The organism is Actinomadura chibensis NBRC 106107, assembly GCF_001552135.1.
GTDB lineage: Bacteria > Actinomycetota > Actinomycetes > Streptosporangiales > Streptosporangiaceae > Spirillospora > Spirillospora chibensis.
The window spans coordinates 19688-41090 of record NZ_BCQP01000016.1 but is presented as its reverse complement, the minus strand read 5'-3'; the positions used below and the strand labels follow the sequence as shown (position 1 = coordinate 41090).

General features: G+C 72.4%; 22 protein-coding genes. 19 read left to right on the top strand and 3 right to left on the bottom strand.

Annotated elements, in window-relative coordinates:
- Positions 1 to 2 precede the first annotated feature (2 nt).
- Together ACH01S_RS43320 and ACH01S_RS43315 are read left to right on the top strand one after the other, a co-directional pair.
- On the top strand, positions 3 to 1526 hold the full coding sequence (locus tag ACH01S_RS43320) for a class I adenylate-forming enzyme family protein (RefSeq protein WP_067887940.1): 1524 nt from the start codon (positions 3 to 5) through the stop codon (positions 1524 to 1526).
- The gene (locus ACH01S_RS43315; RefSeq protein WP_067887937.1) at positions 1523 to 2458 is read left to right on the top strand and encodes an enoyl-CoA hydratase; all 936 of its coding nucleotides are present in this window, start codon (positions 1523 to 1525) and stop codon (positions 2456 to 2458) included. Before ACH01S_RS43320 ends, ACH01S_RS43315 begins: the two co-directional genes overlap by 4 nt.
- A gap of 89 nt (positions 2459 to 2547) precedes the next feature.
- Here the strand turns inward: ACH01S_RS43315 and ACH01S_RS09300 are convergent, their stop codons facing one another.
- Together ACH01S_RS09300 and ACH01S_RS09295 are read right to left on the bottom strand one after the other, a co-directional pair.
- The gene (locus ACH01S_RS09300) at positions 2548 to 2889 is read right to left on the bottom strand and encodes a DUF6907 domain-containing protein (protein ID WP_067887934.1); all 342 of its coding nucleotides are present in this window, start codon (positions 2887 to 2889) and stop codon (positions 2548 to 2550) included.
- A gap of 11 nt (positions 2890 to 2900) precedes the next feature.
- On the bottom strand, positions 2901 to 4613 hold the full coding sequence (locus ACH01S_RS09295) for a thiamine pyrophosphate-binding protein (RefSeq protein WP_067887931.1): 1713 nt from the start codon (positions 4611 to 4613) through the stop codon (positions 2901 to 2903).
- A 136-nt stretch (positions 4614 to 4749) separates the two neighbouring features.
- Here ACH01S_RS09295 and ACH01S_RS09290 point away from each other — a divergent pair, with 136 nt between their 5' ends.
- The 7 genes from ACH01S_RS09290 to ACH01S_RS09260 all read left to right on the top strand — a co-directional run bounded on the left by ACH01S_RS09290 (position 4750) and on the right by ACH01S_RS09260 (position 10964).
- Positions 4750 to 5727 carry an LLM class F420-dependent oxidoreductase gene (locus ACH01S_RS09290; protein WP_067887929.1) on the top strand — a complete coding sequence of 326 codons (978 nt, stop codon included), beginning with the start codon at positions 4750 to 4752 and terminating at the stop codon, positions 5725 to 5727.
- A complete protein-coding gene (locus tag ACH01S_RS44365; RefSeq protein ID WP_067887926.1) occupies positions 5727 to 6959 on the top strand; it encodes a thiolase C-terminal domain-containing protein in 1233 nt (410 codons plus the stop codon). The genes ACH01S_RS09290 and ACH01S_RS44365 overlap by 1 nt, the downstream gene beginning before the upstream one ends.
- A gap of 2 nt (positions 6960 to 6961) precedes the next feature.
- Positions 6962 to 7483, top strand: coding sequence for a Zn-ribbon domain-containing OB-fold protein (locus ACH01S_RS44360; protein WP_067887923.1), 522 nt, complete (start codon positions 6962 to 6964; stop codon positions 7481 to 7483).
- Positions 7483 to 7926 (top strand): nuclear transport factor 2 family protein, encoded by a 444-nt coding sequence (locus ACH01S_RS09275; RefSeq protein WP_067888502.1) that lies wholly within the window; start codon positions 7483 to 7485, stop codon positions 7924 to 7926. The genes ACH01S_RS44360 and ACH01S_RS09275 overlap by 1 nt, the downstream gene beginning before the upstream one ends.
- Positions 7927 to 7958: 32 nt before the next feature.
- Entirely contained in the window at positions 7959 to 9023 is a 1065-nt protein-coding gene (locus ACH01S_RS09270) for an acyl-CoA dehydrogenase family protein (protein WP_169809235.1), read from the top strand.
- Positions 9024 to 9026: 3 nt separating this feature from the next.
- Entirely contained in the window at positions 9027 to 10235 is a 1209-nt protein-coding gene (locus ACH01S_RS09265; protein ID WP_067887917.1) for an acyl-CoA dehydrogenase family protein, read from the top strand.
- A 309-nt stretch (positions 10236 to 10544) separates the two neighbouring features.
- Entirely contained in the window at positions 10545 to 10964 is a 420-nt protein-coding gene (locus ACH01S_RS09260) for a carbohydrate-binding protein (protein ID WP_067887914.1), read from the top strand.
- Positions 10965 to 10968: 4 nt separating this feature from the next.
- Here the strand turns inward: ACH01S_RS09260 and ACH01S_RS09255 are convergent, their stop codons facing one another.
- Complete coding sequence (locus ACH01S_RS09255; RefSeq protein WP_067887911.1) at positions 10969 to 11859, bottom strand: endonuclease/exonuclease/phosphatase family protein; 891 nt, start codon at positions 11857 to 11859, stop codon at positions 10969 to 10971.
- Between the two features lie 279 nt (positions 11860 to 12138).
- Here ACH01S_RS09255 and ACH01S_RS09250 point away from each other — a divergent pair, with 279 nt between their 5' ends.
- From ACH01S_RS09250 to ACH01S_RS09205, 10 genes are all read left to right on the top strand, one after another.
- Complete coding sequence (locus ACH01S_RS09250; RefSeq protein ID WP_067887908.1) at positions 12139 to 12684, top strand: fluoride efflux transporter FluC; 546 nt, start codon at positions 12139 to 12141, stop codon at positions 12682 to 12684.
- The gene (locus ACH01S_RS09245) at positions 12681 to 13058 is read left to right on the top strand and encodes a DUF190 domain-containing protein (protein WP_067887905.1); all 378 of its coding nucleotides are present in this window, start codon (positions 12681 to 12683) and stop codon (positions 13056 to 13058) included. The genes ACH01S_RS09250 and ACH01S_RS09245 overlap by 4 nt, the downstream gene beginning before the upstream one ends.
- Positions 13055 to 13420: a fluoride efflux transporter CrcB gene (gene crcB / locus ACH01S_RS09240; RefSeq protein WP_067887902.1), complete on the top strand. Its 366-nt coding sequence runs from the start codon at positions 13055 to 13057 to the stop codon at positions 13418 to 13420. Before ACH01S_RS09245 ends, crcB begins: the two co-directional genes overlap by 4 nt.
- 367 nt (positions 13421 to 13787) lie before the next feature.
- Complete coding sequence (locus tag ACH01S_RS09235) at positions 13788 to 15374, top strand: ABC transporter substrate-binding protein (RefSeq protein ID WP_067887899.1); 1587 nt, start codon at positions 13788 to 13790, stop codon at positions 15372 to 15374.
- An 81-nt stretch (positions 15375 to 15455) separates the two neighbouring features.
- Positions 15456 to 16400, top strand: coding sequence for an ABC transporter permease (locus ACH01S_RS09230; RefSeq protein ID WP_067887896.1), 945 nt, complete (start codon positions 15456 to 15458; stop codon positions 16398 to 16400).
- A 14-nt stretch (positions 16401 to 16414) separates the two neighbouring features.
- Positions 16415 to 17320 (top strand): ABC transporter permease, encoded by a 906-nt coding sequence (locus ACH01S_RS09225; RefSeq protein WP_218010199.1) that lies wholly within the window; start codon positions 16415 to 16417, stop codon positions 17318 to 17320.
- A 73-nt stretch (positions 17321 to 17393) separates the two neighbouring features.
- The gene (locus ACH01S_RS09220; protein WP_067887889.1) at positions 17394 to 18392 is read left to right on the top strand and encodes an ABC transporter ATP-binding protein; all 999 of its coding nucleotides are present in this window, start codon (positions 17394 to 17396) and stop codon (positions 18390 to 18392) included.
- Positions 18389 to 19444: an ABC transporter ATP-binding protein gene (locus tag ACH01S_RS09215; protein ID WP_067887887.1), complete on the top strand. Its 1056-nt coding sequence runs from the start codon at positions 18389 to 18391 to the stop codon at positions 19442 to 19444. Before ACH01S_RS09220 ends, ACH01S_RS09215 begins: the two co-directional genes overlap by 4 nt.
- A gap of 73 nt (positions 19445 to 19517) precedes the next feature.
- Positions 19518 to 20198: a GntR family transcriptional regulator gene (locus tag ACH01S_RS09210; RefSeq protein WP_067887884.1), complete on the top strand. Its 681-nt coding sequence runs from the start codon at positions 19518 to 19520 to the stop codon at positions 20196 to 20198.
- A gap of 65 nt (positions 20199 to 20263) precedes the next feature.
- Entirely contained in the window at positions 20264 to 21394 is a 1131-nt protein-coding gene (locus ACH01S_RS09205; protein ID WP_067887881.1) for a thiolase family protein, read from the top strand.
- Positions 21395 to 21403 lie beyond the last annotated feature (9 nt).

The window sequence follows — 21403 nt, the reverse complement described above, 5'->3', positions numbered from 1 at the left end:
CGATGGACGTCGCACTCCTGCTGCGGATGGCCGCCGAGGGCTTCGGCGGCCGCGTCGCGCTCGGCCCCCGGCACGGCGGACCGGCCGAGGCGCTGACCTACGCGAGGCTGTACGAGCTGTCCCGGCGCGCCGGGGGGTGGCTCGCCGGACGCGGCGCGGACCACGCGGTCCTCGTCGGCGTGAACTCCCCGGCCGTGCCGCTGCTGCTGTTCGGCGCCGCGTTCGCCCGCGTGCCGATGGTCCCGCTGAACTACCGGCTGGCGGACGAGCGGCTCGCCGCCGTGCTGCGCCGCGTCGTCCCCGGCGTCGCGGTGGCCGACGCCGCCTTCGCCGACCGCGTCCGGACGTCGCCGGACGGCCTCGTCCAGGCCGACACCGAGACCTTCCTCAAGGCGGTCGCCGGGACCGCGCCCGCCGACGAGGACGCGCCCGACCCCGAGGGCGTCGCGGTGCTGCTGTTCACGAGCGGCACCACGGGCGAGCCGAAGGCCGCCGTGCTGCGGCACCGGCACCTCGCGTCGTACGTGGTGTCCACGGTCGAGTTCATGGGCGCGGGGGAGGACGAGGCCACGCTGGTGAGCGTCCCGCCGTACCACATCGCGGGCGTCTCGGCGGTCCTGACCTCGGTGTACGCGGGGCGGCGGATCGTCCAGCTCCCGTCGTTCGACCCGCGCGAATGGGTGCGGCTCGCCGCCGAGGAGCGGGTCACGCACGCGATGGTCGTCCCGACGATGCTCGGCCGGATCCTCGACGCGCTGCCCGCGGGCGGCCGCCCGCTGCCCGCCCTCCGCGCGCTGTCCTACGGCGGCGGCCGGATGCCGGTCCCGGTGATCGAGCGGGCGATGCGGCTGCTGCCGCACGTCGACTTCGTCAACGCCTACGGGCTGACGGAGACCAGCTCGACGATCGCCGTGCTCGGCCCGGACGACCACCGCGCCGCGCTCGGCGGCGAGGACCCGGACGTCCGGCGGCGGCTCGGCTCGGTGGGCGTGCCGGTCCCGTCGGTCGAGGTCGAGATCCGCGACCCGTCCGGGCGGCCGCTGCCCGCCGGGCGGGCCGGGGAGATCTGGGTGCGCGGCGAGCAGGTCGCGGGCGAGTACCTGGACCGGCGCGCGATCCGCGCGGACGGCTGGTTCCCCACCCGCGACGAGGGCCGCCTCGACGACGCCGGCTACCTGTACGTCGAGGGACGGCTCGACGACGTGATCGTCCGCGGCGGGGAGAACATCTCGCCCGGCGAGATCGAGGACGTCCTCGCCGCGCACCCCGCCGTCGCCGACGCCGCCGTGGTCGGGCTCCCCGACACCGAGTGGGGCGAGCGGGTCGTCGCGGCGGTCGTGCTCCGCGACGGGCACGCGCCCGACGCGGCCGGGCTCAAGGACTGGGTGCGGGCGCGGCTGCGCTCGTCCCGCACCCCCGAACACGTGGCATTCCGCACCGGACTGCCCTACACCGACACGGGCAAGCTGCTCCGCCGCGAGCTGCGCGCGGAGCTGCTCGGCGACCAGGAAGAGAGCATGCCGTGACCGCAGCCCATTCGAACGGCTCATCCGACTACAGGTTCGTCACCTACGAGGAGCTCGACGGCGGGACGATCGTCCGGATCCTGCTGAACCGGCCGAAGACCCGCAACGCGCAGAGCCGGGGCCTGCTCGTCGAGCTGGACGAGGCGTTCATGCGCGCCGAGCGCGACGACAACGTCCGCGTGGTCATCCTCGGCGGGGCGGGGCCGATGTTCTCCTCCGGCCACGACATCGGCTCCGCGGAGTCCCGCGCGGAGTACGGCCCCGGCCCGGACCAGCACCCCACCACGAAGATCAACGGCGGTTCGCGGACCGGCATCGAGAAGATGATGCTCCAGGAGTGGCACTACTTCTTCGAGAACACCCGCCGCTGGCGCAACCTCCGCAAGATCACGATCGCCCAGGTGCACGGCACCGTCTACGCGGCCGGGCTGATGCTGATGTGGGCCTGCGACCTGATCGTCGCCGACGAGGACGTGAGGTTCGCGGACGTGGTCGGCACCCGGCTCGGCATGTGCGGCGTCGAGTACTTCGGCCACCCGTGGGAGTTCGGCCCGCGCAAGGCCAAGGAGCTGCTGCTCACCGGCGACTCGATCGACGTCCACGAGGCGCACCGGCTCGGCATGGTCAGCAAGGTCTTCGCGCCGGACCGGCTCGCGGACGACACGCTCGCGCTGGCCCGCCGCATCGCCCAACTCCCCACCATGGCCGCGCTGCTCATCAAGGAGTCGGTGAACCAGACCGTCGACAACATGGGCTTCTACAACTCGCTCAACGCCTGCTTCACGCTGCACGAGCTGAACCACGCGCACTGGTCGAACGAGACCAAGGGGCAGAGCATCGTCGCCACGCCCGAGCACGGCGTGCCGGACTGGCGCACCGCCCCGCCGGTGAAGCCCGCCCTGAAGGACGTCGCCGAGGCTCCAGCCCCCTAGTCCCGGCGCCGCGACGCGACGGCCGCCGCCGGAGGGATCCGGCGGCGGCCGTCGCTCGACGAGCTCGACGGACGAGCTCGACGCGGGGGTCAGTCCGCGGTGTCGTCCGCGTGGGCGGCGCAGGCCAGCAGCATCCCGGCGAGGCGCCGCGCCTCGGCGGCCGAGAGCCCGATCACCCGGTAGCGGGACCCGACGTGGTAGGTCAGCTCCACCGACGGCGGGACGGCGTCCCCGCCCGGCTCGTCCGGCCCGTACTGGACGACCCGCAGGTCCACCGACTCGGGCAGCCGGACGTCGTGCCGGTGCGAGAGCGGGAGCCCCTGTGCCTCGCTCTCGTGCAGCAGCGCCGTCCGCGTCCCGGAGTGGTCCAGGGCGCACCAGCGGGGGCAGCGCTGGTCGCGCGCGCAGGCGTTCGTCGAGGCCACGGGCATGGGGTTCCTCCTCAACCGCGCACCAGGGGGGACGTCACGTCCCGGAACGAGGTCTCCATCGAGATCCGCACGTCCACGACGGTCGGGCGCGCGTCCTCGGCGAACGCGGCGCGCAGCGCCGCCCCGAGGTCCGCCGGGTCCTCCACGCGGATCCCCTGGCAGCCCATCGACCGCGCGATGGCCGCGTGGTCGAAGTCGTCGAAGTGCGAGACGGACGAGCCGCCGTGCACCACCCAGCCGAGCGCCGCGTTGTTGAACACGACGGTGACGATGGGGATGCGGTGCTCGACCGCCGTCATCAGGCCGTTCATCGCCATCGCGAAGCCGCCGTCGCCGGTCACCGCGGCGACCCGGCGGCCCGGGTGGACGAGCTTCGCGCCGAGCGCGGACGGGATCGCGTAGCCCATCGGCCCGACCCCGGCCGCCTGCAGGAAGCCGCCCGCGTTCGGCGTCCGGTAGTAGTGCGTCATGAAGATCCGGTTCTCGCCCGCGTCGCAGGTCACGATGCCGTCGTCGCCGATCGCCCGGGACAGCTCGGCGATCAGCCGCTGCGGCATGATCGGCACGGCGTCGGACGTCGCGGCCGGGTGGTCGAAGTGGCCGTGCTCGTCGCGCAGCGCCGCCGCCCGCTCCCGGCCGCGCCCGGTCGGGCTCCCGTCGAGCGCGCCGGTGAGCGCGTTCAGGGTCGCGGCGGCGTCGCCGAGCAGGACGTGCTCGCTCGGGAACGCGCGTCCCGCGTTCAGCGGCTCGACGTCCAGGTGGACGAGCGTCTGCCGCTCCGGGTCGAGCAGCGCCGGGTTCTCCATGGCCGTGTCGCCGGAGCTCAGCTTGGTCCCGACCGCGACGACGAGGTCGGCGCCCGCGACGGCCGCGTTCGCGGCCGGGACGCCGAAGGTGCCGAACACGCCGAGCGCGAGGTCGTGCGTCTCGGCGACGCAGCCCTTTCCGGACGGCGTCGTCACGACGGGCGCGTCCAGGGCCTCGGCGAACCGGCGCAGCGCGTCCTCGGCCCGGCCGATCCGCACGCCGTTCCCGGCGACCACCACCGGCGCCCGCGCCGCCGCGACCGCCCGCGCCGCCGCCTCGACACGCTCCGCGTGGGCGGGCGGCGGGGGCTGCGGAACGTACCCGGCGGTCGGGTAGAGGCGGGGACGCGAGTCGGGCCCGACCGTCCCGGTGAGCGCCGCGCCCGAGTAGACGACGGCGACCGGTCCCGGCTCGCCGCTCAGCGCGTGCCGGATCGCGAGCTGGGTGCCGTGCACCGCCTCGGCCGCGCCGCGCGCCTCGACGACCTGCTTGGTGACGCCCGCGAAGCTCTGCCTGGCGTCCCAGTTGCCGTACTCGCCTGTGCCGGTCTGGTAGGAGCCGTGCTGGGTGAGCCCGGCGCCGTCGGAGAAGTCGGTGAGCAGCAGCATCGGGCTGGACGACAGGTGCGCCTCCAGCGTGCCGATGATGCCGTAGCCGAGCACCCACGGGCCCTGCCCGATGAGGACGCCGGGGCGCCCGGTCAGCCGCCCGTACACCTCGGCCATGGCGCTGGCGAGCGACTCCTGCCGGACGACGACCGTCCGGATCGTGTCGCGGTACTTCTCCAGCGCGTTGAAGATCTTGCCGGTCTCGCCGCCCGGGACGCCGAAGACGATGTCGATCCCCGCCTCGGCGAGCACCGTCGCGATGGCCTCCGGAACCGGCGTCGGGGTCTGGAAGGTGCGTGCTGTCGGCATGTCTCGTCCTCGCCTCGTACTCGCGTCACGGTCGGCCGGATCGCCTTCACGATGCCATTCGCGATCGCCTCTAGTCAACCAACCGTCTGGTAGATATATGATCGCGGTGCGCGCTGTCGCACGGGAGGAACGGGACATGAAGTTCGGTCTGCCGATGTACGGGCTGAGCCCGCGGCACCAGCCGGAGGCCGCGCGGGTCGCGGAGGAGAACGGCTACGAGTCGGTGTGGGTCCCCGAGCACCTGGTGCTCCCGGCGGAGCTGCCCTCGACCTACCTCTACACCGCGGACGGCCGGCCGCCGATCGAGCCGCGCACCCCCATGTACGACCCGTGGGTGGTGCTCGCGGCGATCGCGGCGTCGACCGAGCGGATCCGGCTCGCCACGAACGTGTACGTCCTGCCGCTGCGGCACCCGGTGATCACCGCGCGCTCGGTGGTGACGCTCGACCGGGTGTCGGGCGGACGGGTCACGCTCGGCGTCGGGGTCGGCTGGCTGGCGGAGGAGTTCGGCGCCGTCGGCATGTCGTTCCACGACCGCGGCGACCGCACGGACGAGGTCATCCCGCTGCTGCGCAGGCTGTGGAGCGAGGAGACGGTCGAGCACAAGGGGCGGCACTACGCGTTCGGGCCGGTGGCGTTCGAGCCGAAGCCGGTGCAGCGGTACGGCGCGGGGCGCGGCATCCCGATCGAGGTCGGCGGGACGTCCCCGCCCGCGCTGCGCCGCGCGGGGCGGCTCGGCGACGGCTGGATCGAGATCGGCGCGCGGGACCTCGACGACGTCGCCCGCATGCTCGCGGTCGTCCGCGCGGCCCGCGCCGAGGCCGGGCGGACGGACGAGCCGTTCGAGGTCACGTGCAGCCTGCCCGGCGACCTCGACACCGTCCGCCGCGCGGCGGAGCTCGGCGTGACGCGCGTCGTCGCCGCGCCCGTCCGCGGCCATACGGGCCGTTCCGGGGGGCGTGGGGGGTCGTCCCCCCACAATGACGCGGGCCGTTCCGGGGGGCGTGGGGGGTCGTCCCCCCACAGTGACGCGGGCCGGGCCACCAAGGAGGACGTTCTGGACGGCATCAAGCGCTTCGCCGACGAGGTGATCGCGCGGACGGGAGACGGCTGATGGGCGGGCTCAAGGACAAGTACTGCATCGTCGGGGTGGGGGAGACCGCCTACGTCCGCGGCTCCGGGCGCAGCACGCGGAGCATGGGCGTGGAGGCCGTCCGCGCCGCGATGGCCGACGCCGGGCTGGACGCGACGGACGTCGACGGCATGCTCTGCTACCAGGTCGGCGACTCGACGCTGTCCCAGACGATCGCGACGGACCTCGGCATCCGGCTCAACTTCTACACCGACACCTACGGCGGCGGCTCCAGCACCGAGACGATCATCGGGCTGGCGATGGGCGCGATCGAGGCGGGGATGTGCCGCACGGTCGCGGTGTTCCGGTCGATGAACGGCTACTCGTCGCTGCGGATGGGCGGGCGCCCCGCCCCGTCCGGCCCGGGCCCGGCCCGGCTGGTGGGCGACGCGCTCGACACGACGCCCTACGGCGTCAGCAGCCCGGCGCAGCGCTTCCAGTTCACGTTCGCGCGGCACATGCAGACCTACGGGACGACCAGCGAGCAGCTCGCCGCCGTGAAGGTCGCGCACGCCAAGCACGCGTCGAACAACCCGAGGGCGTACTACCGCAAGCGGGTGACGGTCGACGACGTGCTCGACTCGCGGTGGATCGTCAAGCCCGCCTGCCACCTGCTTGACTGCTGCGTCGAGACCGACAACGCGACCTGCGTGATCGTGACGTCCGCGGACCGGGCGCGCGACCTGCGGCAGCGCCCGGCGTACATCATGTCCGTGACGGGACGGGCCAACAAGCCCTACCAGGACCCGCTCGCCCACTACCAGTGCGACCCGATCACCCGGCAGGCCGGGTACTACGGCGGCCGGATCGCGTTCCGCAACGCCGGGGTGGAGCCCGCCGACATCCAGCTCACCGGGTGCTACGACGCGTTCACCTTCACGCCCGTCCTGCTGTTCGAGGGGTACGGGTTCTGCGCGGAGGGCGAGGGCGGCGAGTACGTCTCCGGCGGGACGATCGAGCTCGGCGGGGCGCGTCCCAACAACACCAGCGGCGGGCAGCTCTGCGAGGGCTACACGCACGGCATGAACCTGGTGATCGAGAACGTCCGGCAGCTGCGCCACCAGGCCGACGACTCGTGCCCGGGGTGGCGCGAGGGCGAGCACACCTACGACCACGCCGAGGGCGGCTGCCGCCAGGTCAGGGACGTGGAGCTCGCGATGAACATGGGCTGGGGGACCCCGGCGGTGTCCAGCGCGCTGATCATGAGGAGGTAGCGGTGGCGGTCTACAAGGGGTTCGACGTCGCGGCGGACCCGGAGCACGCCGGGTACTTCGAGGCGGCCGGGCGCGGCGAGCTGGTCGTGCAGCGCTGCGCGGAGTGCGGCCTGCTGCGCGGGCAGATCGGCGCCGCCTGCCCGTTCTGCACCTGCCTGGACTGGGCGTGGGAGCCGGTCGCCGGCACCGGCGTGATCTACAGCTACCAGGTCGTCGCGCGGGCGGTGAGCCCCGCCTTCGCCGACTGGGTGCCGTACCCGGTGGTGCTCGTCGAGCTGGACGAGCAGCGCGGCGTCCCGTGGCGCGGCGGCCGCGAGGACGAGTCCGTCTCGCTGCGCAAGATCGCGAACCTGGTGGCGCGGGACGACCCGTCCCGCCCGGAGGACGAGGCGAACGTGGCGATCGGCCTGCGGGTGCGCGTGTGCTTCACGAAGCTCGACGACGGGCTCGCGCTGCCGCAGTTCCGGCTCACCGACGAGCCGCCCGAGCACGACCCGTGGCGGGCCCCCGAGCGGAACCGCTGATGGAGCCGTGGGAGGCGGCGGCGCGGGAGGCCGTCCGCGACCTCGTCGCGCGCTACAACGCCTACGGGGACGCCGGACGCTTCGACGACCTCATGGAGCTGTTCGCGCCGGACGCCGCGATGGAGATCGGCGACGGCCGCGCGTACCGGGGCCGGGACGAGATCGCCACGATCTTCACCGGCGCCCGGGACCGCTGGCGGACCGCCGCCGACGGCCGCGGCGCCCCGCCCTACGTGCGGCACTTCGTGAGCACCCACCAGATCGACCTGCTCGACCGCGGGCGGGCGCGGGGCCGCGCCTACTTCCAGGTCCTGATGGCGCACGGCCTCGACCACTGGGGCCGCTACCAGGACGAGTACGTCCTCGCCGGAGGCCGCTGGCGGTTCGCGCGGCGCCGCGTCCGGGTGGACGGCCGCGCCGCGGACCACACGACGACCGGCTGATTCACGGCGTTCGCGCCGGAAGGGAGATGCCCGTGACGACAGCGACAGCGCACCGCCCGGAGCTCAGACGCAACGACTACTCGCTCGGCGAGGAGCAGGCGGACGTGCAGGCCGCCTTCGCCGAGCTCTTCGCCCGGGAGTGCCCGAGCTCCCGGGTCCGGGAGGCCGAGCCGCTCGGCCACGACGAGGGGCTGTGGCGGTCGCTCGTCCGGACCGGGGCCGCCACGATGGGACTGCCCGAGGCGCTCGGCGGCGGCGGCGCGGCGCCGCTCGACCTCGTCCTCGTGGCCGAGGCGGCGGGCCGCCACGTCGCGCCCGTCCCGCTGACCGAGGCGTCCACCGCGCTGCGGCTGCTCGCGGCGGCCGCGCCCGACGTGGCGCGGACGTGGATCGGCGGCGCCCTGGAGGACGGCCGGTTCCCGACGCTCGCGCTCCATCCCGTCGCGCCCGACGGCGCGCGGCAGCTCGTCCCGGCCGGGGCGGTCACGGGCGCGGTCGTCGCGCTGACCGGCGGGGACCTCGTCCTGTACGAGGGCGAGCCCGCGCCGCTGGTCGCGAACCAGGGACGCGCCCCGGTCGCGTGGTGGAGCCCGCCGTCCGGCGGGGGCGCCGTGCTCGCCGAGGGGGACCGGGCCCGCTCGCTGTACGCGGCGGCCGTGCGCGAGTGGAAGCTGCTCACCGCCGCCGCCCTGTCCGGGATCGGCGAGGGCGCGCTCGCGCTCGGGCTCGACTTCGTCAAGGACCGCACGGCGTTCGACACGCCGATCGGCGCGTTCCAGGCGATCTCCCACGCGCTGGCCGACGCGCACACCGGCGTCGTCGGCGCCCGCAACCTCGCCCGCAAGGCGGCCTGGTTCGCGGGGAACGAGCCGGACGCGCGGCCGGAGCTCGTCCCGATGGCGTTCGCGTACGCCGCCCAGGCCGCGACGAAGGCGGTGACCGTCGCCACGCACGTCCAGGGCGGGTTCGGCTTCACCGTCGAGTCGGACGTCCAGCTCTACTTCCGCCGGGCGAAGGGCTGGAGCGTCCTCGCCGGCGATCCGAGGGCCGAGCTGTCGGCCATCGGCGACCTGCTCGCTGACCGTGTGGAGGGCTGACCCGTGGACTTCGGCGTTCTCGAACTGGACGAGGAACTCACCGCCTTCGTGAAGGAGGTGGACGCGTTCCTCGACGAGCACCTCACCCAGGACGTCCTCGACGAGGAGTGGGAGACCGGCGCGGGCCACAACCGCGCCTTCCACCGCGCGCTCGGCGCGAAGGGCTGGATCTTCCCGGCGTGGCCGGTCGAGGAGGGCGGCGCGGGGCTCGACCCGCTGCGCGTCCACCTGCTGGACCGGGAGCTGCGCCGCCGCGAGGCGCCCAGCATCACCAAGGGCACCACCGGGCTGTCGGTGGCGGGCATCCGCGCGTACGCCAACGACGCCCTCAAGGCGGACGTGCTGCCCCGGATCGCCAGGGGAGAGGTGTGCGTCTGCCTCGGCTACACCGAGCCCGACACCGGCTCCGACCTCGCCGGGGCCCGCACCAGGGCCGTCCTGGACGGCGACACCTGGACGATCTCCGGCTCCAAGATGTTCACCACCGGCGCGCAGAACTGCCAGTACAGCTTCCTGCTCGCGCGCAGCGACCCGGACGCGCCGAAGCACCGCGGGCTGACGATGTTCCTCGTGCCGCTCGACTCGCCGGGCGTCGAGATCAGGCCCGTCCACACGCTCGGCGGCGAGCGGACGAACGTCGTCTACTACGGGGACGTCCGGGTCCCCGACCACTACCGGCTCGGGCCGCGCGGCCAGGGCTGGACCGTCCTGTCCGAGCCGCTGCGCGCCGAGCACGGCATCGGACGCGACGACGCCCACGGGCTGGCGGAGATCAACCCGTCCGGGCAGACCTACCTCCACACGCTGGAGCGGCTGCTGGAGCACACGCTGCGCTGGGCGTCGACGGCGCGGCGGCCGGACGGCGGGCGCCCCATCGACGACCCGATCGTCCGCGCGAGGCTCGGGCAGGTCGCGCTGGACGTGGAGGCGTCCCGCAACACCCCGCCGCCGATGGGCCGGGTGCTCGCGTCCGAGCTGCTGATCCGCGACTCGGCCGACATCATCGACCTCGTCGGCCAGGAGGCGCTCGTCGCGCGCGGCGCGGACGGCGCCCTGGAGGACGGCGTCATCGAATGGGCGCACCGCTTCGCCCAGGGCACCGCCATCTACGCGGGCACGACGGAAGTGCATCGCAACCTCATCGCGGAACGCGTCCTTGGATTGCCGAAATACGCGCGTAACCGTCCGGGAAAGCAGGGCACTTCTCCGTGAACGCATAGGGACAGCGAGTCACCCCGGCCTCCGTTCCGGCGGACGGCATCGACCGCATCCGGTCTCGATATCCCGCCGCCGATGTTCCCGTTCTAGTGTGCTGGGGCGCGGGCGAAGGGACGGGTGACACGCTCCGCGCGAATGTGCGACCATGGTCGGCGCTCGGGCGGGCGGGCGCGGCGGCATGTCCTTCCGCGACCGGGAACTGGGGGTCGAGTGCACAGGAGCGCGCCGGAGCGCGGGCGCGGCGATCGCGGTGGCGGTCGCGGTGGCGGTCGCGCGCCGAGGACGTTCAGGTTCGGTTACGCCGTGCTCGGCGCCGTCGTGACGATCGTGCTCTTCGTGGGCTTCTTCTCCGCACTCCAGCCGCGCTCCGACCCGGACCCGGCGCCCGGCGTCGCGGCGTCCGAGGGACCCGTCCCGGAATCGGCCCCGCCCACCGAGTCGACGTGGGTGCCGCCGGGCCCGGCGGCGCCCGGCAGGTCCGGCTCGCCCACGCCGTCCCGGACGCCTTCGGCGACGCCGTCCGCCGTCCCGACCAGCGGAACCCGGCCGCCGACGCCTCCGCCCGGGCGGCGGGTGAGTACGCCCGCGTGGGCGGTCGGCGTCGCCTACCGCCAGGGCGACGCGGTGACCTACCACGGCGTCCGCTACGTCTGCCGCCAGGCGCACCGGTCGCAGGCCGACTGGCAGCCGCAGCTCACGCCCGGGCTCTGGCAGCCGACCTGAGCCGTCAGCCCGCGCCGATCCGCAGGTGGGCGACGACCGGATCATGGTCGGACGCGTAGCGGCCGTCGGCGGGATAGGGGTCGATCTCGGCCCAGTCCGTCCGCACGGCGCCGCGCGACAGGATCCAGTCGACGCGCTCGCCGTCCTTCACCGGCGGCTCCCAATGGGCGTCGGTGCGGTACTGCGGGCCGTGCCGGGAAGCCGCCGTCCAGGTGTCCCGGAAAGCGCCGGGCGCGGTCAGGGCCGTGTACGCCGGTGACGCCCCGGCCGCCGAATTGAAATCCCCGGTGAGCACCACCGGAATTCCCCGCTGCAGCCTCCGGACGCGGTCGAGTATCAGCTCCGCGCTGCGCAGCCGCGAATACGCCGACTTATTGTCGAGATGCGTGTTGAGGTGATAGAGGACGGCGCCCGTGCGCCGGTCGCGGAGCTTGGCCCACGTCACCATCCGCGCATAGGAATTGCCCCATGTCGATGAGCCGATGACGCTCGGCGTGCTCGACAGCCAGAAATGGTCGAAGTCGAGCAGCTCGAACCGGTCCCGGCGGTAGAAGACCGACAGGAACTGGTCGCGGGTGCCGCCCTGGCTGCCGAGGCCGACCCAGCCGTAGTCCGGCAGCGCGGCGGCGAGGTCGCGCATCTGCCGCCAGCGCGCCTCCTGGACGCCGAGCAGGTCCGGTTCGTGGCGCCGCAGCAGCCGCTCGACCAGCGGCAGCCGGGTGCGCCAGTCGCGCGGCGGCGGGTCGGCCGCGCCGCGCAGGTTGAAGGTCATCACGCGGATCGTCCGGCCGCCCTCGGCCGTCCGGCCGGGCAGCGCCGAGCCGGACATGAGCAGCAGCGCCACGGCCGCGGCGGCGGGCCGGAACCAGCGGCGGCGCGGGAGGCTCGCGGACATGCCGCCCCCTTCCCGGTCCCCGCCGACCGCGTCGGCGTCCCTCCAGGATCGGCCGCCGGCCCCGGCTGATCAAGGATTTCGGCGCCGGACCGGACGGACGCCGGTGCCTCCCGCCGGGCTTCGCGGCGCGGTGCGACTAAGCTTGGACGCGGTTCCCGCACGCCGGGGACCGCGGCGGTGGGGCTCGCCGCTTCCAGCTCGCCCGAGCGGAGAAACCGCGGCATCGGCCGTCGACGGTCCCTGCCAGTGGTTCTCGCGCACGCTGGTAGGAGGAGTCCGGTGTCCGACGCACGTCCCGTCCGGCCGGAGGCGGCCCCGTCCGCCGCCCCGGACCTCGATCTGCGCGTCCCGCCGCGGCGGCGGTGGGACCTCGGCCGCGAGCACTGGTCCACGCTCGCCGCGATCTCCGCGGGCGGGGTCTGCGGCGCGCTCGCGCGGTACGGGATCTCGACCGCGCTCCCGCACCGGTCCGGCGCGTTCGACTGGGCGATCTTCCTGGTCAACGTGTCCGGCTGCCTGCTGATCGGCGTGCTGATGGTGCTGATCACCGAGGTGTGGCGGGCGCACCGGCTGGTGCGGCCGTTCCTCGGCGTCGGGATCCTCGGCGGGTACACGACGTTCTCCACCGCGCTCGTCGAGGTGCAGCGGGGCGTCGAGGACGGGACGGCCCGCAGCGCGCTGCTCTACCTGTTCGGGACGCTCGTCTGCGCGCTGCTCGCGGTCCAGGCCGGGGTCTGGCTGACGCGGCTGCTCTCCCGCCCGCGGACGGGGACGGGGACGGCCGAGGGCGGCGGCGCGGGCGACGAGGGTAAGGAGAACGCATGAAGCTGCACGGCTCGGCCCTCCGGCTGACGGTCCTCATCGGCGAGGACGACCAGTGGCACCACCGGCCGCTCTACCACGAGATCGTGCACCGGGCCCACGAGGCGGGGCTCGCCGGGGCGACCGTCCTGCGCGGGTACGAGGGGTTCGGGACGTCCAGCCGCGTGCACACGTCCCGGATCCTGTCGCTGACCGAGGACCTGCCGGTCGCGATCGTCATCGTGGACGCGGAGGAGAAGGTCCGCGCGTTCCTGCCCCAGTTGGACGAGCTTATCGAGGAGGGCCTCGTCGTCCTCGACCCGGTCGAGGTCGTCCGCTACGCGGGCCGGTCGGGGAAGACGGGGGCGGCGGGGAAGACGGAGGAGAGCGGGGAATGACCGTCCTGCTCGTCGCCCTCGGCGCCGCGCTCGGCGCGCCGCTGCGCTACCTGACGGACCGCGCGGTCCAGTCCCGCCACGACTCGGTGTTCCCCTGGGGGACGTTCACCGTCAACATCGTCGGCTGCGCGGTGCTCGGCATGCTCACCGAGCTGGCCCCGGGAAGCGGGGTCATGGCCGTCGCGGGCACCGGCTTCTGCGGCGCGCTCACCACGTACTCGACGTTCGGGTACGAGACCGTCCGGCTGATCGAGAACGGGTCGGGGACCTACGCGCTGCTCAACGCCCTGATGTCGCTCGCCGCCGGGCTCGGCGCCGCCTACGCCGGGATGGCCGTGGCCCAGGCGATCGTCGGCGGCTGACCCGCCGCGGCGGCTCCTCGACCGGCCCCGCTCCCTAGCGGCCCGACCTGGGCCGATCACCGCACCGGGACGCCCCGGTGCGGCCTTTCGCATGCGACCGGGAGCCGTCCGGCGTTTCCTTGACGGACGGGTCTACGTATGTTCTCATTCATCAGACAAAGTACAAACTCGACCGCGACGCAGTGACACCGCGGCACCCCGCGCGGGGCCGACCCCCCGCGAGCGATCGGCCCGTCACCTCCGGACGCAGTGACCCTGCGGGCGATCGGGCCCACTCCGACATCCGGCACCGCTCTGCTCGGACGGCGTTTTCCCCGCTTCACCGCGTTTTCCATCACCACGTTCCTGGTTCGGAGGACCCCCCAAGATGCGGAAACAGCTCATCGTCGCGGCCGCCGCGGCGTTCCTGATGATCGCGAGCGCGTGTAGCGCCGACCAAGGCGACGAAGGCGGCGGCGGCACGGGTGCGGCCAAGCCGAAGCAGGACGTCGCCTGCCCGCCGGTCGACCAGGCCGCGATCGACAAGGGCGCGACGTTCACCTGGATGTACAGCGTCGCCAACACGAGCTTCGACCCGGACAAGATCACGACCAGCAACAGCTGGATGTACCTGTATCCGGTCTACGACACGCTGATCCGGATGGACGCCGCCGGCGAGCCGCAGCCGATGCTGGCGAAGAAGTGGGAGATCGGCGACAAGGGCAAGACCCTGACGCTGCACCTCATCGACGGCTGGAAGTACCACGACGGGAAGGCGTTCGACGCCGCGTCCGTCAAGGCGAACCTCGACCGGCACCGGGGTGCGAAGAGCTTCAACAAGCAGGCGCTGAGCGACGTCACGGGGGTCGACGTCGTGGACGCCTCGACGGTGAAGGTCCGCACGAAGCAGGGCGCCGCGCCGCTGATCGGGATCCTGTCCAGCTCGGCGGGCATGATGATGAGCCCCGCCGTCTTCGACGACCCGGGCCAGGGCCGGACGCCGACCGGGGGGTCGGGCGCCTTCAAGGTCAGCGCCTACGAGCCCAACACCAAGGTCGAGTACACGCCGGTGAAGGACTACTGGGACCCGAAGGCCGTCAACGTCGCCAAGATGGTGTACCTGATCTCCAGCAACGACAACGCGCGGCTGAACGCCACGGTCACCGGGTCGGCCGACGCGACGTTCCTGCGGTCCGCCATGTACCAGCCGGCGAAGGACGGGAAACTCGTCGTCTGCCAGAAGCCGAGCCTCGCGAGCTTCACCATCGCGCTGAACGTCGCGCGCCCGCCCTTCGACAAGAAGGAAGTGCGGCAGGCGCTGAACTACGCCATCGACCGTTCCGCGGTCAACGAACTCCAGGGCGGCTTCTGCCAGCCCGGCGTGCAGATGTTCCCGTCGACCTATTACGCGTCCGACCCGAGCCTCACCCCGGACGCCTACAAGTACGACCCCGGAAAGGCCAAGGAACTGCTCGCCAAGGCCGGGGTGAAGGACGGGTTCTCGTTCACGCTGGAGACCGACAACCTCGACGCCTACCAGCGGGTCGCGGAGCTCATCCAGGCGAACCTCCAGGAGATCGGCGTCAAGATGACGATCCGGCCGGTCGAGCTGCCGAAGCTCATGGAGGGCTTCTCGGTCAACAAGTCCGTCGACGCGATCATGGTGCAGCAGAAGGCGGACGCCGACCCGAGCATCCAGGTCGCCTCCTACTACCTGCCCGACGGCTTCAGCAACCCGGGCGGCTACTCGAACCCGACGATCAACGACCTCGCCGCGAAGGCCAAGGGCGCGGAGAGCCGGGAGAGCAGCGCCGCCATCTACAAGCAGCTCTTCAAGGCGGCCCACGACGACGCGGCCTCGCCGGTCACGCTGTGCCACCTGAACACCCCGCTGGCGATGAACAACAAGGTCATGGGCGTCGAGGTCTACGTCGACGGGTCCCGCCAGTTCCGCGGCGTCGCGATCAGGAAGTGACGCGCCGCTAGCGGTCCCCGGCCGGGCCCCGCGCGGGCCCGGCCGGGGACGACCACCCCGTAACGAACGGAGGTTCCCGGCGTGCTGCGGTTCTTGTGCGTCCGGCTGCTCGCGATGGTCCCGCTGCTGGTCATCGTCAGCTTCCTGATCTACAGCCTGATCGCGTTGGTGCCGGGCGGGCCCGAGGTGGCCCTCGCCGGAAGCAACCCGACGCCCGAGCGGATCCAGGCGATCCGCGAGCAGCTCGGGCTGGACGAGCCGTTCCTCGTCCAGTACTGGAACTGGTTCACCGACGTCCTGCACGGCGACCTCGGCACGTCGTTCGTCGACAGCCAGAGCGTCTGGTCGGCGATCGCGCACGGGTTCCCGGTGACGCTGTCGCTGGTCGGGCTGACCCTGCTGATCGCGGCGGTGCTCGGGCTCGCGCTCGGCCTCGCCGCCGGGCTGCGGCCGGGCAGCTGGGTGGACCGGATCTCCACGGTCACCGCGAGCGCGTTCATGGCGCTGCCCTATTTCTGGGTCGGCATGATGCTCGTGCTCGTCTTCGCCATCCAGATGCGGACGCTTCCGGCCGTCGGCTACGTGGCCTTCACCGACAGCCCGCTCGACTGGCTCGGGCATCTCATCCTGCCCGCGTTCTCGCTCGCGACCGTCCCGACGGCGGTCGTCGCCCGGCAGACCAGGGCAGCGGTGACCTCGGTCATGCAGGAGGACTACATCCGCACGGCCGTCGCGAAAGGGCTGCACCCGCGGCGGGTCGCGGTCAAGCACGTGCTGAAGAACGCGGCCGTCCCGGTCGTCACGGCGTTCGGCGTCGAGGCGAACCGGCTGATCGGCGCGACCGTCGTCATCGAGCAGTTGTTCGCCCTTCCCGGGGTCGGGAAGCTCGCCTATTTCTCGGTGTTCTCCCGCGACTTCCCGATGGTGCAGGGAATCCTGCTGATCACCGCTGTCCTGATCATGCTCGTCAATCTGGCGGTCGACCTGTCGTACGGCTATTTCAATCCGAAGGTCAAAATGTCATGACTCAAAGTGACAGCGTGGACATCCGGAAGCCGGTCGCCGCGCCGCCCGTCAAGGACGCCGACTCCGTCGAGCCGGTGTCCAGGACGCGCGCCGTCGTCCGCCGGTTCCGCTCGAACCGGTCGGCCGTCGTCGGCGCCCTGCTGCTGCTCGCGATCATCGTCGTGACGGCGGCGGCCCCGCTCATCGCCCCGTACGGGCCGGCGCAGGTCGACATCAGCGACCGGCTGTCCGGCCCGACCCCCGAGCACTGGCTCGGCACCGACACCCTCGGCCGCGACACGCTGACCCGCCTGATGCACGGCGGCCGGGTGTCGCTCGCCGCGGCCGCCCTCGCCGTCGCGATCGCGACCGGCATCGGGCTGCCGCTCGGCCTCGTCAGCGGCTACTTCGGCGGCGTCGTCGACTGGCTGCTGGACCGCGCGGCCGACATCCTGATGGCCTTCCCGGCGATCATCCTGACGATCGCGATCATCGCGATGGTCGGGCCGGGGCTCACGACCGCGATGGTGTCGCTCGGCATCGTGTACGCGCCCCGCATGTACCGGGTGGTGCGGGGGAGCACCCTCGAAGTCCGCCGCGAGGTGTACATCGAGGCGTCCACCAGCATCGGGACGCCGCACCTGACGATCCTGCGCAAGCGGGTGCTGCCGAACATCATGCCCGCGGCGCTCGTCCAGCTGTCGTTCCTGCTCGCGTCCGCGCTGCTGGCGGAGGTGACGGTCAGCCTGCTGGGCCTCGGCGCCCTTCCGCCGACCGCGAGCTGGGGGAGCATGCTCGGGCAGGCGTTCCTGGAGATGCGGACCAACCCGTCCCTCGCCGTCTACCCCGGGATCGCCATCGCGATCGCGACGCTCTGCTTCAACCTGATCGGCGACGGCCTCCGGGACGCCTTCGGCCGCGAGACAAGGAAGGCGTCATGACCGCAGCGAAGCGAGGATCACGGCGCCTCCCCTTCGGGGGTCTGGGGGGCGCCCCCCAGAAAGGCAGGGCGTCATGACAGAAGAAGGGAAAACGCTGCTGGAAATTGAGGACCTGCACGTCGACTTCCTCACCGATCGGGGGTGGACGAACGTCGTCAACGGCGTGTCGTTCGACGTCGGGGCGGGCGAGATCGTCGGGCTGGTCGGCGAGTCGGGGTCGGGCAAGAGCGTCACGAGCCTGTCGGTGCTGCGGCTGCTGCCGTCCGGGTACGCGCGGACGCCCGCGGGCCACGTCCGGTACCGGGGCCGCGACCTCGTCGGGATGCCGCCGAAGGAGCTGCGTGACATCCGCGGCAACGAGATCTCGATGATCTTCCAGGAGCCGATGACCAGCCTGAACCCGGCGTTCACGATCGGCGACCAGATCGCCGAGGTGTACCGGCGGCACAAGGGCGGGGGGCGCCGCGCCGCGTTCGCGCGGGCCGCGGAGATGCTCGACCTCGTCGGCATCCCGGACGCGGGCAGCCGCGTGCGCGACTACCCGCACGAGTTCTCCGGCGGGATGCGCCAGCGCGCGATGATCGCGATGGCGCTGGCCTGCGAGCCGAAGCTGCTGATCGCGGACGAGCCCGCCACCGCCCTCGACGTGACGGTGCAGGCGCAGATCGTCGCGCTGCTCGCCCGGCTCCGCGACGAGACGGGCTGCGGGATCCTCTTCATCACCCACGACCTCGGGCTCGTCGCCGAGCTGGCCGACCGGGTCGTCGTGATGTACGCGGGCGAGGTCGTCGAGACGGCGCCCGCGCTCGACCTGTACGACGCGCCGAAGCACCCCTACACGGCGGGGCTGCTGAACGCGATGCCCCAGCTCGGGGTCCGCGGGAAGGAGCTGCCGACGATCCCGGGCCGTCCGCCGGAGCCGTGGCGCATGCCGGACGGGTGCAGGTTCGGCCCCCGGTGCGGGCACGCGGGCGAGGAGTGCTCCGCCGCGCCGGCGCTCCGGACCGTCGAACCGGGCCGCAGCAGCCGCTGCTGCCGAATCGAGCAGTTGCACTTGGCAGGTTCCCCATGACCTTCACGAAATCCACCGGGGCCGCGCCGCCCGCGGCCGAGGACGGGCCGCTCGTCGACGCCCGCGGCGTCAGCGTGGTGTTCCGGAAACGGCGGACGCTCGCCCCCGCGCGGCAGGTGCGCGCGGTCAACGACGTCACCTTCCAGATCGCCGAGGGCGAGACGTTCGGCCTGGTCGGCGAGTCGGGATCGGGCAAGTCGACGACCGGGCGGGCGCTGCTTCGGCTCGTCCCGACGGCGGGCGGGACGATCACCGTCGCCGGGCACGACGTCACGGCGCTGCGCGGCGGGGGCTTGCGGCGGGCGCGGCGGAGCATGCAGATGGTGTTCCAGGACCCGTACTCGTCGCTTGACCCGTCGTCGACGGTGGCGGCGAGCATCGCCGAGCCGCTGCTCGTCCACGAGAAGATGTCGGCGAAGGCCGCGCGCGCCCGCGTGGACGAGCTGATCGAGATGGTCGGGCTCCGCGCGAGCTACGCCGACCGGTATCCGCACGAGTTCTCCGGCGGGCAGCGGCAGCGGCTCGCCATCGCGCGGGCGATCGCGCTGAATCCGCGCTTCATCGTGTGCGACGAGGCCGTTTCCGCGCTGGACGTCTCCACCCAGAACCAGGTCATCAATCTGCTGGAGCGGCTGCGCGCCGAGTTCCGGCTCACCTATCTGTTCATCGCGCACGACCTCGCCGTCGTGCGGCATATCTCGCACCGGGTCGGGGTGATGTATCTCGGCCGGATCGTCGAGACCGGACCGGCGGAACGCGTCTACTCCGCGCCCGCGCATCCCTACACCCGGGCATTGCTGTCGGCGATCCCGGATCCGCGCCGGAAAACCGAGCGGATCGTCCTTGAAGGTGATCTACCGGATCCGGCCAATCCGCCGGTCGGGTGCCCGTTCCAAACCCGCTGCCGGTTCGTCATGGAAGTCTGCAGGCAGCGAATGCCCGAGCACACCGCGGTGGACGGCGGAGGGGAGGTGGCATGCCATTTGCAAACGAGCGGTCCGGCGCTGTCGGGCGCCCCGCTGAACGAACTCGACGTCAATTCGCGGCCGTGACTCGCCCCACATTGACCGACATATACTGGCGCACGTAGTCTGTAGTACGTCAGACAAAGTAGTAAGGACTGCCGTGACCGATCCGAAGCTCGACCTGCTGATCGACCGCCCGACCGAGTCCGTCCCGGAGATGGTCGTCCGGCGCATCCGCCAGGCGATCGCCGCGGGCCTGCTCCCTCCGGGCCGCCAGCTCACCGAGCGCGAGCTCGTCGAACTCACCGGCGTGAGCCGGACGTCCGTGCGCGAGGCGATGCGGCACCTGCAGACGCTCGGCCTGGTGGAGCCGTCGCCGAGCCGCGGCGTCCGCGTCGCCCGGCTGGGCAGCGCCGAGGTCCGCGAGATCTACGAGGTGCGGGACGCGCTGGAGCCCGCCGCGGCCGAGCTGTTCGTGCTGCGCGCGACCGACGAGGAGGTCGCCGAGCTCGTGGAGAAGGTGCAGCCCCGCCCCTCCGGCGAAGAGCGCCTCCAGGCGATATACGAATTCGACGAGCTGCTCCTCGCGGGCGCCCGCAATTCGCTGCTGAAGTCGATGCTGGAGCCCCTGCACACCCGGATCCACGCGTTGCGGAGCCTTTCGGTGACCATTCCGGGACGGCACGAGGCGTCCCGGCAGGAATACCTCGAACTCGCCGAGGCGATCGCGGCGCGCTCGCCGGAGCGGGCGGCGGAGGCGGCGCACCGCCACGTCCGGGCCGCCGCCAAGGCGGCGCTGGAGGCCGTGGAGATCCTCGAAAAGCAGCAGCCCTCGAAATAGGGGCGCGACACACCACGACACCGTGGCGCTGAGCCACACCGGATGAGTACGAGGGTGGGTTCGTCATGCCTGAAAAGGATGTGGCCATAGTCGGCGTCGGGTCGTCGGACTTCCGGCGGCTCTACGCGGACAAGGGCCGTCCGAACGACGTTTATCAGCTCGCCGCGGAGGCGTTCAGGGACGCCCTGGACGACTGCGGCGCCGACAAGCGCGACATCGACGGGCTCCTCTGCATCAACATCGGGTACGGCAGGTTCGGGGAGATGACGGGCCTCACGGGCCCGTCGTTCGTCCACGACCTGGAGGGCACCGGCCGGATGAGCGGCGTCGCCCTCCAGGAGGCGTACGCGCTCGTCCAGTCGGGCACGGTGGAAATGGTCGCCTGCGTCTACGCGACGAACGGCAGAACGGCCGGGCTGAAATACGGCGGCGGGGACGCCGATCCCGCCGGGGCCTACGACGCCATGTACGGGATGACGTCCACCGGGGCCTATGTCTCGATGATGTACCAGCGGTACAGCAGCCTTTACGGCGCCCCGGAGGACGCTCTCGCGCCGCTCGCCGTCAACAACCGCGCGAACGGCGCCCGCAATCCCATCGCGGTCTTCCAGAAGGAGATCACCCGGGACGAGTACCTGGAATCCCGGTTCATCGCCGAGCCGCTCCGCAAGCTGGACTACTGCATCATCAACGACGGCGCGGTCGCGTTCATCGTGACGACGGCCGACCGCGCCCGCGGGCTGCGCAAGAAGCCCGTGCGGGTCGCGGCGACGGCGGGCCGCGCCGAACTCAGCCGCAGTTACATCAGCCCGGACTTCTACTACTCGACGAGCGCCGCCGTGGCCGAGGAACTGTACAAGAAGGCCGGGATGGGCCCGGACGACATCGACTGCATGCAGGTCTACGACAATTTCCTGCCCACGATCCTTTTCACCCTGGAGGGCTTCGGCCACGCGCCGCGCGGCGGCGCCTGGGAATGGGTCCGGGACGGCCGCATAGAACTCGGCGGAGAGCGCCCGCTCAACACCTCCGGCGGGCATACGAGCGAAAGCTACATGCAGGGTTTCGCGCTTCATGTGGAGGCCGTCAGGCAACTGCGCGGCGAGGCCGGGGAACGGCAGGTCGAGAACTGCCGGACCGCGCAGTACATGTGCGTCTCGCCCATCGTGACATCGCACGTTCTCGTTGCCGACTGAGCCGACCAG

Coding starts and splice junctions, on each gene's coding strand:
- ACH01S_RS43320 (WP_067887940.1), top strand. CDS start 3: ATGGACGTCGCACTCCTGCTGCGGATGGCCGCCGAGGGCTTCGGCGGC.
- ACH01S_RS09300 (WP_067887934.1), bottom strand. CDS start 2,889: ATGCCCGTGGCCTCGACGAACGCCTGCGCGCGCGACCAGCGCTGCCCC.
- ACH01S_RS09295 (WP_067887931.1), bottom strand. CDS start 4,613: ATGCCGACAGCACGCACCTTCCAGACCCCGACGCCGGTTCCGGAGGCC.
- ACH01S_RS09290 (WP_067887929.1), top strand. CDS start 4,750: ATGAAGTTCGGTCTGCCGATGTACGGGCTGAGCCCGCGGCACCAGCCG.
- ACH01S_RS44365 (WP_067887926.1), top strand. CDS start 5,727: ATGGGCGGGCTCAAGGACAAGTACTGCATCGTCGGGGTGGGGGAGACC.
- ACH01S_RS09275 (WP_067888502.1), top strand. CDS start 7,483: ATGGAGCCGTGGGAGGCGGCGGCGCGGGAGGCCGTCCGCGACCTCGTC.
- ACH01S_RS09255 (WP_067887911.1), bottom strand. CDS start 11,859: ATGTCCGCGAGCCTCCCGCGCCGCCGCTGGTTCCGGCCCGCCGCCGCG.
- ACH01S_RS09245 (WP_067887905.1), top strand. CDS start 12,681: ATGAAGCTGCACGGCTCGGCCCTCCGGCTGACGGTCCTCATCGGCGAG.
- crcB (WP_067887902.1), top strand. CDS start 13,055: ATGACCGTCCTGCTCGTCGCCCTCGGCGCCGCGCTCGGCGCGCCGCTG.
- ACH01S_RS09235 (WP_067887899.1), top strand. CDS start 13,788: ATGCGGAAACAGCTCATCGTCGCGGCCGCCGCGGCGTTCCTGATGATC.
- ACH01S_RS09220 (WP_067887889.1), top strand. CDS start 17,394: ATGACAGAAGAAGGGAAAACGCTGCTGGAAATTGAGGACCTGCACGTC.
- ACH01S_RS09215 (WP_067887887.1), top strand. CDS start 18,389: ATGACCTTCACGAAATCCACCGGGGCCGCGCCGCCCGCGGCCGAGGAC.
- ACH01S_RS09205 (WP_067887881.1), top strand. CDS start 20,264: ATGCCTGAAAAGGATGTGGCCATAGTCGGCGTCGGGTCGTCGGACTTC.